Raw genomic sequence first — 13,483 nt, forward strand, 5'->3', positions numbered from 1 at the left:
TCTCCAGCGCGCCGGATCGACCCGACGGCGACCGAGCCCACCGTACCGGGCGATCCCGCAACGGAGGAATCCTGGTGCCGTCGAAGTGGCGGAGGTGTCGCGGGACGGCGGACCGTGACGGCGGTCCGTTCAGCTGTGGTAGCGCTGTGCGATGGCGCGGATCTCGTCGCGTACGGCGGCCGAGTCAGTGGAGCGCAGCGCCCGCTCCAGGGCGCGGGTTCGGCGGCTGGCTTCCCGGTGGCGGCGGATGCGATCGATCATGGACATGGTGCTCTCCTGTGGATCTCTTGTCGACCGCTTCGGCGGTCAACTCAAGTGAAGCGCACCTGAGCCCAGCTTGCCAATGATTCTTAGGTGAGTGTCGCCACTAGCCTAAGAATCCACGACCTGCACGGGTTTGATCCGAGGATACTTAATGGTGCTACGGAAACGGCGTCGCCACCGGTGACGGTGGCGACGCCGTTCGTGGTCGCGTCAGGGGTCGGCGGTCAGGTCCAGGCGAGCAGTGCCGCCTCCGGGTCGGTCAGGAACGCTCCGACGTCGCGTAGGAAGGCGGAGCCGAGTGCGCCGTCGATGATCCGGTGGTCGAACGACAGCGCCAGGGTCGCTACTTGGCGTATCCGAATCTTCTCCTTGTGTACCCAGGGTGCCTTGCGGATCGTGCCGATCGCGAGGATCGCCGACTCGCCCGGCGGGAGGATCGGAGTGCCACTGTCCACTCCGAACACCCCGACGTTGGTGACGGTCATCGTGCCGCCGGCCATGTCGGCCGGCGCGGTCCGCCCCGCCTTCGCAGTCCGAACCAGGTCGGCCATCGCCTCGGCAAGCTCCCGAGTGGTCAGCCGCCCAGCGTCCTTGATGTTCGGCACGATCAGGCCCCGTTCGGTCGCCGCCGCGATGCCGAGGTTCACGTACTCCTTGACCACGATCTCGTCGCCGGCCCAGGTGGAGTTCACCATCGGGTGCCGGCGTGCCGCCAGCAGCATCGCCCGGGCCACCATCAGCAACGGCGAGACCTTGATCCCCTGCCAGTCGGGCTGGCTCCGGATCCGGTCCAGTGCCTTCACCGATCTGGTCAGGTCGACGGTGAGGAACTCGGTGACGTGCGGCGCGGTGAACGCCGACGCGACCATGTTCTCCGCAGTCAACCTGCGTACCCCTCTGACCGGGATCCGCTGTTCGCGGTCGGAGGCGGACAGCGGTACGGCGGGCCCGGTCTGCGCCGACCCGTTTCGTGCCTCGCCGGCCCGGAGTACGTCGACCCGGGTGACCGAGCCGAGCGGACCGCTCCCGCGCAGCCCGGCCAGGTCGACTCCGAGGTCCCGGGCGAGTTTGCGCACCGGTGGCTTGGCCAGCGCCTTCGTCACCGGCCCGGTTGGGCCTGGTCCGGCCGGTACCGGTTCAGCCGGTGCCGGCTCGGCCGTCAGCTGGCCGGCCGACGCCGACGCCACTTCGGCCGGCTGAGTCGGTTCACCGGTGGTGCGGCGGGGCCGGCGCTTGGCCGCAGTGGTCCGCGGGCCGTAGCCGACCAGCACGGCGGTCCGACCACCGGGTGCCGGCCCGCCGATCATGCCCGGCTCGATCGCACCGCTGGTCGGCGGGATCTCCGGCTGTGGCGGTTCGGGTCGGGACGGGGCTGGGCCGGTCGGTTCAGCGGCGGGGCCGGCGGCCGGCTCGGTGTCGATCGCGATGATCGCCGTGCCGACCTCGACTGTGGCACCTTCCGGGTGGAAGATGGCCTGCACCCGCCCGCCCCATTTGGCGGGGATCTCTACCGCGGCCTTCGCGGTCTCCACCTCGACGATCGGCTGGTTCAGCTCGATGACGTCGCCGACCCCGACGAGCCACTTGAGGATTTCTCCCTCGGTGAGGCCTTCGCCGAGATCAGGCAGGTCGAACTGTTTGATCCGAGACATCGGCGCTCACCAACCGAACGCGCGGTCGACGGCGTCGAGTACCCGGTCCAGGTCCGGCAGGTACTCCTCTTCCAGGCGGGCAGCCGGGTACGGCGTGTTGAAGCCGCCCACCCGCAGGACCGGCGCCTCCAGGGAGTAGAAGCATTCCTCGGTGATCCGGGCGGCGATCTCGGCACCGAGACCGAGGTTTGTCGGCGCCTCGTGCACCACCACGCAACGGCCGGTCCGCCGGACCGACTCGTACGTACCGGCCAGGTCCAGCGGGGACAGTGACCGCATGTCGATCACCTCGAGTTCGCGGCCCTCCTCGGCGGCGGCGGTCGCCGCGTCCAGCGCGGTGCGTACCATCGGCCCGTACGCCAGGACCGTCGCGTCGCTGCCGGGCCGCACTGTGCGGGCGGCGTGCAGCGGGTACGCCGTACCCGGTGGTGCCTCCAGCTCGACCGGCGCCTTTTCCCAGTACCGCCGCTTCGGCTCCAGGAAGATGATCGGGTCGTCGGAGAACACCGCCTGCTGGATCATCGTGTAGGCGTCCTGCGGGTTGGAGCAGGCGACGACCTTCAGCCCGGCGGTGTGCGAGAAGTACGCCTCAGGCGACTCGGAGTGGTGCTCCACCGCACCGATACCGCCGCCGAACGGGATCCGGATCACGATCGGAAGCTTCACCTTGCCCTGCGACCGGTAGTGCATCTTGGCCACCTGGGACACGATCTGGTCGTACGCCGGGTAGACGAAGCCGTCGAACTGAATCTCGCAGATCGGGCGGAAGCCGCGGATGGCCAGGCCGACGGCGGTGCCGATGATTCCGGACTCGGCCAGCGGGGTGTCGATCACCCGGTCCTCGCCGAAGTCCTTCTGCAGGCCGTCGGTGATCCGAAAGACGCCGCCGAGCTTGCCGACGTCCTCGCCCATCAGGACGACCTTGCTGTCGCTGTCGAGCGCCCTGCGTAGCCCGGCGTTGAGCGCCTTGCCGAGAGTGAGTGTCTCAGCCATCAGTGCGACCCTCCCTCGAACGATGCCAGGTACCGCTCGAACTGGGCCCGCTCGGTGTCGAGCAGCGGCGAGCCGTGCGCGTACACGTGATCGAAGAGCGCGCCGGGCTGCGGGTCGGGCATGCTCAGCACCCGCTCCCGCAGGTGCACCGCGTCCCGCTTAGCCTGCGCGTCGACCTCGGCGAAGAAGTCGGCATCGGCGATCTGCTGCTTCTCCAGGAAGGCGCGGACCCGGGCGATCGGGTCCTTGGCCTGCCACGCCTCCACCTCGCTGGCGATCCGGTACCGGGTCGGGTCGTCGGAGGTGGTGTGCGCCCCCATCCGGTACGTGTACGCCTCGATCAGCGTCGGACCCTGCCCGTGCCGGGCGTTGTCCAGCGCGGTCCGGGTCACCGCGTAGCTGGCCAGCACGTCGTTGCCGTCCACCCGTACGCCCGGGAAGCCGAAGCCGGACGACCGCTGGTAGAGCGGGATCCTGGTCTGTCGTTCGAGGGGTTCGGAAATCGCGTACTGGTTGTTCTGACAGAAGAAGACGATCGGCGCGTTGAAGACGCTGGACCAGACGAAGGCTTCGTTGACGTCACCCTGCGCCGACGCCCCGTCACCGAAGTACGCGATGACCGCCTCGCCGTCGTCGCCGCCGACCTTGCCGTCCATGGTGATGCCCATGGCGTAGCCGGTGGCGTGCAGCGTCTGGGCGCCGATCACGATCGTGTACATGTTGAACTTGAACTCGTTCGGATCCCAGCCACCCTGGTCGACCCCGCGGAACAACCCCAGCGGCATGATCGGGTCGATGCCGCGGCAGTAGAGCACACCGTGTTCGCGGTAGGTGGGAAACGCCATGTCCTGAGCGCGCAGCGCCCGTCCGGAGCCGACCTGCGCGGCCTCCTGACCGAGCAGGCTCGCCCAGATGCCCAGTTCGCCCTGGCGCTGCAGGGCGGTCGCCTCGGCGTCGAGTTTCCGCACCACGACGAGGTCCCGGTAGAGGGCACGGTACTCGGCGTCGGTGAAGTCGACCGTGTACTGCGTGCCGTCGGGGCCGGTCACCCGGTCGATCCGTTCGCCGTCCGGAGTCAGCAGCTGCACCAACTCCGGATCGGCGGCGTTCTTGCTGACGCGCCGTCGAGCCGCGGCCGGTCTGGCACGGGTCGCTGTCCCGCGCTCGCCTTTCGCCATCCGTCTCTCCCATCGCTCGTGCGTGGCAGCGGGGGTGTCCCGACCGCGCAGCTCGTCCCGCTGCCGGCTGCTGCCGGTGCAGGTCCTCTCACCGCGCCTGGCCCGGGTCAGGGTTGCCGCGCGGCACGGGCCGGGTTCTGGCTGGACCCGGTCCGGGAGGGACGTCATCGAGTCGTGCCCGCCGCGGTAGAGGCGGAGGCAGCGGCTGCGGTGCCGTCCGGTCCATATTCGCATTGGAGGTGAGGGGTGTCATAGGTCGGTCCGGGCATGCAGGTGCGATGTCCGCGTTGCGCGGAACTTGTAGCCTCGCGCTGCGTTCGGCCGAGTGTGACTCATCCGTCCGGTTCTGATAACACGATGTATTGAACTGGAAAACTTTCTGTCACTGCTTCACTATGTATCCAGAACCGGTGATCTGTAGGACCGTGGATCGACCGGAGGCCATACCGATGAGGAGTCCAGCCGTGCTGCTGCCGCAGGATCGCCTGGCCCGGCCTACCGAGGTGGACGGACCTGCCCGGCGGTTCGCGTTGATCGTGGCGTTGCTGGTGCTGACCGCCTCGTTGCCGCTGCTGGCGACGCTCGGCGCGGGTTCGGCGACGGTGGCCGGGGGTGGCCCGGCCACGGTGCTGCCGCTGATCGGCCAGCCGGGCGGCGGACCGATCATCGTGCATCCGCTGCCGCACCCGACCCCGTCCGGACCGGTCGAGCCGACCGGCGGGGACGGTACCGACCAGGACGCATCGATGGATCGTCGTGCCGGCGGCCGGGACGGACCTTCCACCGGCACCCGGCGCGACAGCGGGGGCGGACCGTCGGATCGTGACCGGCCGGCCTCGGGCGCACCGGCGGACTCCGATGGTCCAGCACCGACGACCCCCAGCGATCCAGGATCGGAACAGCCACCGTCCGGCACTCCGGACGACCCGCCGCCCGTCACCGACGTCGACCCCGACATCGACCCGGATCCCGGTCCGTCCCCGACACCGTCGCCGGATCCGGACGTCGACCCGGACGTCGACCCGGACATCGATCCGTCGCCGGATCCCGATCCGTCCCCGACGCCGTCGCCGAATCCAGATGTGGATCCGGACATCGATCCGGACATCGATCCGGACATCGATCCGTCGCCGACGTCGACCCCGGACCCCGACGTGGATCCGGACCCGACGCCGGATCCGTCCTGCAGCCCGCAGCCGTCGGACGCGGCATAACCGGATAGACCCGTCAGGATCCGCCCTGCTCGTCGGCGAGTCGTTGCCGGTTGGCCTCGATCCAGGCGTCGAGCGCCTGCGGATCGTTGAGGTCGACACCCTCGGCAAGGAGTTGGGCGACTGCGGCCGTGGCGGGGCTGCGGCGCTCCCCGGTGGTGTAGAGACGGACGAACTCCGGCACCATCTCGGCGATCGCGGCGTCCATCTGGCTGAACGCCGCTGCCGGTAGACCGCGCTGCCGGCCGGCGTACGCGGACCAGCCGCGGACCACGCCGGGCAGCATGGCCGCGTCGTCGATGTCCAGCACCGCCCGGCGGTGCACCCAGTCCAGCAGGAACATGCCAGCCACCGCCGGGCTCCAGCGCATCGGGTCGGGGTCGAGCAGGCTCGCCGAGTGGTCGAGCACCAGGCTCAGGCAGAAGTGCAGCGAGGCGAGGTCGGCGTCGCCGGCCGCGTCCAGACCGAACCGCTTGGCCTCGGCAGACGCGAGGAACTCCCGCACCAGGACGGTCCGCCGGTCGGCGGGCAGCGGGTCGTCCGGCGCCAGCGCCACGGTCCGCAGCGGCGCGGGCAGTACGGCGAGCCGCGCGCCGACCAACGCCCGGTCGGTGGCGAGCGACCCCTCGCCGGGCAACTCGCCCAGCCCGTCGGTGATCGCCAGGTGCCGGCTCACCTCACCGCGCAGGACCCGGGGATCCTCTTCACGGAACCAGGTCAGCTCGTCGTTGGCGCACATCTGCCGGACCTGACCGAGGACCCGCTCGGCCGGACCGCCGACGAAGACATCCTTGGTGATGCCGATGTTGTGGTCGACCAGCGCCACCATCGCGTGTTCGGGGCCGCCGAGCTCGTCGTCGTAGGCGAAGGTGGCCAGGTACGAGGTCTGGTCGCCGTACACGTCGCCGTACGCGTAGCTGCCGGTCAGCCGGACCCGGCCCAACCGGTCCGACCAGGGCGGCGCGGTCTTGCCGACCTTCACCGCGGCGGCGCCCGCCGCCTCCGGCACCAGCCGGGCGAAGACGGTACGGATGGTGGTAGCGGCGGCGGCGCGCCGGCGGGTGGTGGCGGCGAGAAAACCGCCGACGAACTCCCGGACCGCATCGGCGCGGTCCGTCTCCGCCACCGCGTACACGCTGCCGAGCAGGGCGGCGCCGAGCATCTCCGCGTCGAGTGCACACTCCAACTTGGTCACGTCACGGGCGGCGGCGAGCACCGCTTCGTAGGGGGTTTCAGGCGTGGCCATGAATCGACCCTACGCCGTGCTGCGGCGGGTGGCATCACCTGTGCGTTACATGTCGGGCACGCCGGGCGGGTGGACTCCGGCCCCGTCCAGCCAGGCCGTGGGCCGCGCTCCCACCAGAAGACCGGACAGGGCCCTCAGCGGTGGGACGACCGAACGCGGTCCAGCGCGTCGCGGGCGTCGGCGTGCGCCTGCAGGATCGCCCGGACCGGGGCGACGACCAACCGGCGGGCAGTCTCGGCCACCACGTCGTACAGCCGGTCCTCGGCCCGTCTGCGGACCCGTCGGGCCGCCCACCCGGTCACCGGACGGATCAACAGACTGAGCAGAACCCCGCCGAGCAGGCCGCCGAGCAGCATCGCGGTCGGCACCGGCAGGACACCGACCGTCGGATAGTCGAGGGCCGGCAGACCCAGCGTACGGATGACGAAGCCGACCAGCAGCCAGCCGAGCCCGGCGGCGGCGGTGGCGGTGACCGCCCACTGCACCGCGCGGACCAGCCGCCACCACATCGGCTGCCGGTCCAGGCCCAGGTCGGCGCCGCCGATCGCCCGGTCGAGAGCGTCCGGCAGCTCGGCCCGTTGCGACCGGGCGGCGGCGGTAACCGCCGCAGACCAGGGGGTCGGCAGCCGACTACCGGCCTGCTCGGCGAGGCTGCGTACGGCCAGATCGACCGCGGCGCGCTGCGCCGCACTCGGCGCCGGCAACGAGGTGACCGGCACCGGTCCACCAGCCCCGGTCAGCGACGGCGGCACCGGTCGATCGGGCGCGGTCACCGGCGCTGGTTGGTCGGCCGGGCCGGTGCCGCCGGTCCGGCCGGAGCCGAGCAGGTGCAGCCGTAGCAGCGGATCCGGCCGCAGCCTGCGCCAGGCCCGGGTGAGTGGCCAGCCGGTCGCGGCCCCGGCCCGGTGCAGGTACGCCGACTCGACGGCGTCGACGACGCTCGGCACCCCGGCCGCCGCCGCCAGCGCCAGGCTGAGCCGGCGCACCGTGCCGCGGTTGATCTCATCCTCGGCGCGTTCGTCGGCCGGACCGACCAGCTCCGCCAGACCGTCGGTGACCGTATCCAGATCACCGGAGAGTCGACGCAGCGCCGCCTGCCGCTCGGCCACCGTGCCTTCCAACAGCCGGCGCAGCTCGGTCATCGCGGCCGGCACCAGCGCCGAGGTGGCCAGCAGCGGGACTCCGTCGAGCCCGTCGGCGTCGAGCAGCCGGCGCAGGTCGGCGAGCAGCCGGGGCAGCTCGGCCCGGTCCAGCCGGTCGGCGTGGTTGAGTACCACCACGGTGACGTCCCGGTTGCGATGGAACTCCCGCAGATAGCTGCGGTGGATCACCCGGTCGGCGTACTTCTGCGGGTCGACCACCCAGATCACCAGGTCGACCAGGCCGAGTAGCCGGTCGACCTCCAGCCGGTGTCCGTACTCAACCGAATCGAAGTCGGGCAGGTCGAGCAGGACCAGACCGTGCAGCCCGGCCTCGTCGGTGCCGTCCAGGGCGCTCTCCCGGACGAACCGGTGTCGGGGCAGGACCCCGACCCAGTCCAACAGCCCGCTCGCCCCGTCGACCGCCCCCCAACCGCACGCGTGCGCGTACCCGGTGGTGGGGCGGCGCACGCCGACCGAAGAGAGGTCCCGCCCGGCCAGCGCGTTGAAGATGCTGGACTTGCCGCTGCCGGTGGCGCCGGCCAGCGCCACGACGGTGTGCTCCCGGGACAGCGCCAGCCGGGCTCCGGCCCGCTCGACCAGGGTGCGGGCGGCTCCGAGCCGGTCGTCGGGAATCCGACCGTCGGCGGCGCGCAGGAACCGCCCGAGCGCGTCGAGCCGGTCGACCAGCAGGTCGGCGTCCACCCGTGAGTCTCCTCGGACCAGGTGTCGGACCCGGTCGACGAAGCCGGTCACGCGACCGCTCCCGGCAGCGGTCCGGTCGCGCCGGGCAGGGCGTCCGGCAACCGGTACGGCGTACCGCTGCTCAACCCGGCTGCCGCCCGGGCCTGCTCGACCTCGACGGCTGCGGCGCGCAGCCGGTCGCCGGGCGGGGTGGCCGTGGCGTCGACGGCCTGCGGCGGGACACCGGCCGCTTCGATCAGCCGCAGGTAGCGGCCGGCCTCCTCATCGAGCAGTGCCCGGATGCGGCGCAGCAGACCCTCCCGGGACCGGTTGGCGAGGTTGCGGATCGCCTGGTCGCCGAAGATCGCCTCGAGCACCTTCTGGGCGGCGACGGTGGTGCCGCCGGCGGCGGCGACCTCCAGCCCGGTCGGGATGAAGGCGGTCGAGGCGAAGACGGCGATCATGACGGCGAGCCCGGTGGCGTTCACCGCGTACGCGGCGGTGCGGGCGACGAACCGTTTGTCGCCGGCCTCGGCCCGGACCAGTTCGAGCACGTCGCGTTGCCAGTCGCGGACCAGTCGCTCGGCGCGTTCCGGCAGGTCAGCGGAGGGCTGGGCGAGGTCCGGGGTGAGTAGCGCGGCACCGGCCGGGTGGGTCCGCCAGGCGAGGTTCGCGGCGTCGGCGGCCTCGGTCGCCGCGCCCCTGATCAGGGTGACCAGTTGTGACTCGATCGCGGTCCGCAGCTGGTTGGCGGGTGCGGGCCGGCCGGTGACGGCGCTGAGCACCCGGTCGCGAAGCCGCCCCACCCTGGCCTCCAGTGAACGGAACAGTTCGCCGGTGCCGACGAAGTCCTGCCAGCGGCCAAGTACTTCGCCGCGGAGCAGCCGGCCGTCCTGCACCGCCTGCTCGGCGTTGCGGCTCGCGCTGCGGTACGCGGCGCGGACCCGGTCGGTCAGGGTGCGGGCCGCGTCGAGCTGGTCGTCGGCGGCGGAGGCCAGCCCTTCGACGGTCGGCGCCAGCGCGCTCAGCGCCCCGTCCAGGGACTGCCGGATCACCGCGGCGCGGGCGGCGGCGTCCCCGGCGAGCTGGCCGAACCATTCGCGCAGCGGTGCGGCGACGATTTCCGGCAGCAGTCCCTGGCCGCCGACCACCGTCTCGGGCACCACGAAGATCGGGACGTCGCCGAGGTCGTGGTCGGTGAGCATCTCCCGCAGGTGCGCGGTGATCTCGTCGACCGCCTCGGTCGGCACCCGGTCCAGGGCGAGCGCGACCATGGTCCCGCGCAGCTGCGCGGTCTGCAGCAGTTGCCAGGGAACCGCGTCGGCGTACCGGGCGGCGGTGGTGACGAACAGCCACAGGTCGGCGGCGGCGAGCAGTTGGACGGCGAGCGCCCGGTTGGCGTCGACCACCGAGTCGATGTCCGGCGCGTCGAGAAAGGCCAGCCCGGGGGGTAGCGCCGGCGCGGCGACGAGCTGCAGCGCGTCCGGGGCGTCGGTGGGGCCGGCGGTGCGGGTCAGACCGGGCAGCAGCTCGCCCTGCCGGAACCAGCTGGCGTCCGCCGGGTGGCTGACCAGCACCGGGGACCGGGTGGTGGGCCGTAGTACGCCGGTGGCGCTGACCCGGGCCCGGACCATGCTGTTGACCAGGGTCGACTTGCCCGCACCGGTGGAGCCGCCGACCACCACCAGCAGCGGTGCGTCGAGTCGGGCGAGCCGGGGTAGTAGATAGTCGTCCAGCTGGGCGATCAAGCCGGCACCGACCTCGCGGCCCTCCTCGGCCGAGGGCAGCACGAGAGGGTACGCCATAGCCGCGATTGCGGAGCGTAGTCGCTCGAGTGCAGCGGGAAGTGCGGGTGCGCCGGGGTTGGGCGCGGCCGGTCCGCCCTGCGTGGTCACGGGTAAAGCGTGCCCGATCAATGCATGCCAGACAACCTGAACCGGCCCGGCGTGGCTGCCGATGACACTGTGTGCGACGGGGTCGGAGGGGGGATCGTTGCTGGTGAGGGTGTAGGTTGCGCGACTCCGACTCAACCTGACTTGACGGCGGCTGCGATCGTGGCAGTATTGAGTCAAGTCCACTCAACTTGTGGTGGGTGTACGGCGGGGCGGTGCCCCGGCACCTGCTCTACGAACGAAGCGAGGAAGCGACCATGGCACGTGCGGTCGGTATCGACCTGGGCACGACGAACTCCTGCGTCAGTGTGCTGGAGGGTGGTGAGCCTACCGTCATCGCCAACGCGGAGGGCTCCCGGACCACTCCTTCCATCGTCGCGTTCGCCCGCAACGGTGAGGTGCTCGTCGGCGAGGTCGCCAAGCGACAGGCGGTGACCAACCCGGACCGGACGATCCGGTCGGTCAAGCGGGAGATCGGCACCAACTGGACCGTCGACATCGACGGCAAGAAGTACACGCCGCAGGAGATCTCCGCCCGTACCCTGATGAAGCTCAAGCGGGATGCCGAGGCCTACCTCGGTGAACGGATCACTGACGCGGTGATCACCGTCCCGGCGTACTTCAACGACGCGCAGCGTCAGGCCACCAAGGAAGCCGGCGAGATCGCCGGGTTCAACGTGCTGCGAATCGTCAACGAGCCGACCGCGGCAGCCCTGGCGTACGGCCTGGACAAGGGCTCCAAGGAGCAGACCGTCCTGGTCTTCGACCTCGGTGGCGGCACCTTTGACGTCTCGCTGCTGGAGCTCGGCGAGGGCGTGATCGAGGTCAAGTCGACCAGTGGTGACAACCTCCTCGGTGGTGACGACTGGGACCAGCGGATCATCGACCACCTGGTGAAGACGTTCCGTGGCCAGCACGGCGTGGACCTGGCCCAGGACAAGATGGCGATGCAGCGGCTGCGGGAAGCTGCGGAGAAGGCCAAGATCGAGCTGTCCGCCGCCACCACGACCAGCATCAACCTGCCGTACATCACCGCCGGCCCGGCCGGGTCGGACGGTGCCCCGTCGGCGCCGCTGCACCTGGACGTCACGCTGACCCGCGCCGAGTTCCAGCGGATGACCCAGGACCTGCTGGACCGCTGCAAGGGCCCGTTCGAGCAGGCGATCAAGGACGCCAGCGTCAAGTTGGCCGACGTCGACCACGTCATTCTGGTTGGCGGGTCCACCCGGATGCCGGCCGTTTCCGACCTGGTCAAGCAGTTGACCGGCCGGGAGCCGAACAAGGGCGTCAACCCGGACGAGGTGGTCGCGGTCGGTGCTGCGCTGCAGGCCGGTGTGCTCAAGGGCGAGGTCAAGGACGTCCTGCTGCTCGACGTGACCCCGCTGAGCCTGGGCATCGAGACCAAGGGCGGCATCTTCACCAAGCTGATCGAGCGCAACACCACCATCCCGACCAAGCGTTCCGAGGTGTTCACCACGGCTGACGACAACCAGCCGTCGGTGCTCATCCAGGTCTTCCAGGGTGAGCGGGACATCGCCGCGTACAACAAGAAGCTCGGCACCTTCGAGCTGACCGGGCTCCCGCCGGCGCCGCGCGGCGTGCCGCAGGTCGAGGTCGCCTTCGACATCGACGCGAACGGCATCGTCCACGTCAACGCCAAGGACCTGGGCACCGGCAAGGAGCAGTCGATGACGATCACCGGCGGCTCGGCGCTGCCGAAGGACGACATCGAGCGGATGATGCGCGACGCGCAGGACCACGCCGACGAGGACAAGCGGCGTCGCGAGGAGGCGGAGACCCGCAACCTGGCCGAGCAGCTGCAGTGGCAGACCGAGAAGTTCCTCGCCGAGAGCGGTGACAAGCTGCCGTCGGACTCCCGCGACCAGATGAACGACGCGCTGGGCGAACTGCGTGGCGCGTTGGCCGGCAGCGACATCGAGGCGATCAAGTCCGCGCACGAGAAGCTGGCCCAGGTTTCCCAGCAGGCCGGCTCGCAGCTCTACGCCCAGCAGGCCGAGCAGCCGGGTCAGCCGGGCGGTGCCGGCGGCCCCGGCGAGGCCGGACCGGGCACCGCCGGACCGGGCGCCGCTGGGGCGTCCGCGTCGGGTGGTGCCGCCGGCGGGCCGGACGACGTGGTCGACGCGGAGATCATCGAGGACGACAAGAAGTGAGTCCTCGTCGAGGCCGAGGACCAGCGATGATCTTCCCTCGAACCGCCGCACGGAGCGAGGTAGCCACATGACGGAGAAGTCACGGGCCGCTGATCCGGCCGGCACCGGCCCGCCGAGGCGCCGCTCGGCACCGGTCGAGCAGGCGGACGGTGAGACCACCGAGCGCCTGGTGATCCGGGACAAACGCCGGATCGACCCGACCGGGACGCGGCCCCGGACCGCGCGGCACGCGGCGGCCGAGCCGACGGGTGCGGCACCCCCCACCGACCATCGTCCGACCGGGCGGCACGCCCGGTCGGGCACGGAGGAGGAGCCAGTGAGCGGGAAAGCCGACGACAGGTCCGCGGACGGGTCGGCCGCCAGCGAAACCGGAAAGGACGAGCCGACCCGATCCGCGACCGAGAACCGATCCGCGACCGAGAACCGATCCGCGACGAGCACCGGGTCCGGCGCCGACCGGGCAGTTCAGCCCGACTCGTCGGACACCGCCGTCGTCGACGAACCGGTGGCCGGTGAGCCGGTGGTCGGCGAGGTGGTGGAGCCGGCACCGGAGTCGGACGCCGAGGAGGCGGCCGGGGGCGCAGCCGGTTCCGGTCCGCTCGGCGCCGAGCTGGGGGCACTCCGCGCCGATCTCGACGAACGCACCCGCGACCTGCAGCGGGTGACCGCCGAGTACGCCAACTATCGCAAGCGGGTCGAGCGGGACAAAGGGGTCGCCGCCGAGCAGGCCACCGGTGCGGTCCTCGCCGCGCTGCTGCCGATCCTGGACGACCTGGACCGGGCGCGGGAGCACGGCGACCTGGTCGGCCCGTTCGGCGCCGTGGCCGAGCAGCTCGGCGCGGCGCTGAGCAAGTTCGGACTCACCGCCTTCGGTGAGAAGGGCGACCCGTTCGATCCCACCCAGCACGAGGCGGTCGCCCACCTGACCTCCGCCGAGGTCACCGAACCCACCTGCGTCGACGTGATGCGGCGGGGCTACCTGCTCGGGGACCGGCTGCTGCGGGCGGCGCTGGTCGCTGTCGCAGACCCGGAATGACCGCCGCCGGTGGTCCA

The 13,483-nt window shown here is 71.3% G+C and carries 10 protein-coding genes; 3 read left to right on the forward strand and 7 right to left on the reverse strand.

Translation table 11 applies throughout. The features are described from left to right. Window positions 1-129 precede the first annotated feature (129 nt). The 4 genes from O7610_RS22540 to pdhA all read right to left on the reverse strand — a co-directional run bounded on the left by O7610_RS22540 (window position 130) and on the right by pdhA (window position 4,087). Window positions 130-267: a hypothetical protein gene (locus O7610_RS22540; RefSeq protein WP_199758042.1), complete on the reverse strand. Its 138-nt coding sequence runs from the start codon at window positions 265-267 to the stop codon at window positions 130-132. A gap of 221 nt (window positions 268-488) precedes the next feature. Further along, the gene (locus tag O7610_RS22545; RefSeq protein WP_281552444.1) at window positions 489-1,916 is read right to left on the reverse strand and encodes a dihydrolipoamide acetyltransferase family protein; all 1,428 of its coding nucleotides are present in this window, start codon (window positions 1,914-1,916) and stop codon (window positions 489-491) included. A gap of 6 nt (window positions 1,917-1,922) precedes the next feature. Continuing rightward, complete coding sequence (locus O7610_RS22550; protein WP_281555777.1) at window positions 1,923-2,912, reverse strand: alpha-ketoacid dehydrogenase subunit beta; 990 nt, start codon at window positions 2,910-2,912, stop codon at window positions 1,923-1,925. Beyond that, window positions 2,909-4,087 carry a pyruvate dehydrogenase (acetyl-transferring) E1 component subunit alpha gene (gene pdhA / locus O7610_RS22555; RefSeq protein WP_281552445.1) on the reverse strand — a complete coding sequence of 393 codons (1,179 nt, stop codon included), beginning with the start codon at window positions 4,085-4,087 and terminating at the stop codon, window positions 2,909-2,911. Before pdhA ends, O7610_RS22550 begins: the two co-directional genes overlap by 4 nt. A 449-nt stretch (window positions 4,088-4,536) precedes the next feature. Here pdhA and O7610_RS22560 point away from each other — a divergent pair, with 449 nt between their 5' ends. Next, a complete protein-coding gene (locus tag O7610_RS22560; RefSeq protein ID WP_289211788.1) occupies window positions 4,537-5,301 on the forward strand; it encodes a hypothetical protein in 765 nt (254 codons plus the stop codon). Window positions 5,302-5,314: 13 nt separating this feature from the next. On the opposite strand, the gene O7610_RS22565 is transcribed toward O7610_RS22560, so the two are convergent. The 3 genes from O7610_RS22565 to O7610_RS22575 all read right to left on the reverse strand — a co-directional run bounded on the left by O7610_RS22565 (window position 5,315) and on the right by O7610_RS22575 (window position 10,172). Further along, window positions 5,315-6,544, reverse strand: a complete 1,230-nt coding sequence (locus tag O7610_RS22565) for a hypothetical protein (protein WP_281552447.1) — start codon at window positions 6,542-6,544, stop codon at window positions 5,315-5,317. A 134-nt stretch (window positions 6,545-6,678) separates the two neighbouring features. Then, window positions 6,679-8,439, reverse strand: coding sequence for a GTPase (locus O7610_RS22570; protein ID WP_281552448.1), 1,761 nt, complete (start codon window positions 8,437-8,439; stop codon window positions 6,679-6,681). After that, a complete protein-coding gene (locus O7610_RS22575) occupies window positions 8,436-10,172 on the reverse strand; it encodes a GTPase domain-containing protein (protein ID WP_289211789.1) in 1,737 nt (578 codons plus the stop codon). Before O7610_RS22575 ends, O7610_RS22570 begins: the two co-directional genes overlap by 4 nt. Window positions 10,173-10,516: 344 nt before the next feature. On the opposite strand from O7610_RS22575, the gene dnaK reads away from it, so the two are divergent. Both dnaK and O7610_RS22585 read left to right on the forward strand, forming a co-directional pair. Next, entirely contained in the window at window positions 10,517-12,430 is a 1,914-nt protein-coding gene (gene dnaK, locus O7610_RS22580; protein WP_281552450.1) for a molecular chaperone DnaK, read from the forward strand. Window positions 12,431-12,602: 172 nt separating this feature from the next. Next, window positions 12,603-13,466 (forward strand): nucleotide exchange factor GrpE, encoded by an 864-nt coding sequence (locus O7610_RS22585; protein ID WP_502959117.1) that lies wholly within the window; start codon window positions 12,603-12,605, stop codon window positions 13,464-13,466. The last annotated feature ends 17 nt before the right edge of the window (window positions 13,467-13,483 follow it).

The organism is Solwaraspora sp. WMMA2065 (assembly GCF_030345075.1).
Lineage (GTDB): Bacteria > Actinomycetota > Actinomycetes > Mycobacteriales > Micromonosporaceae > Micromonospora_E.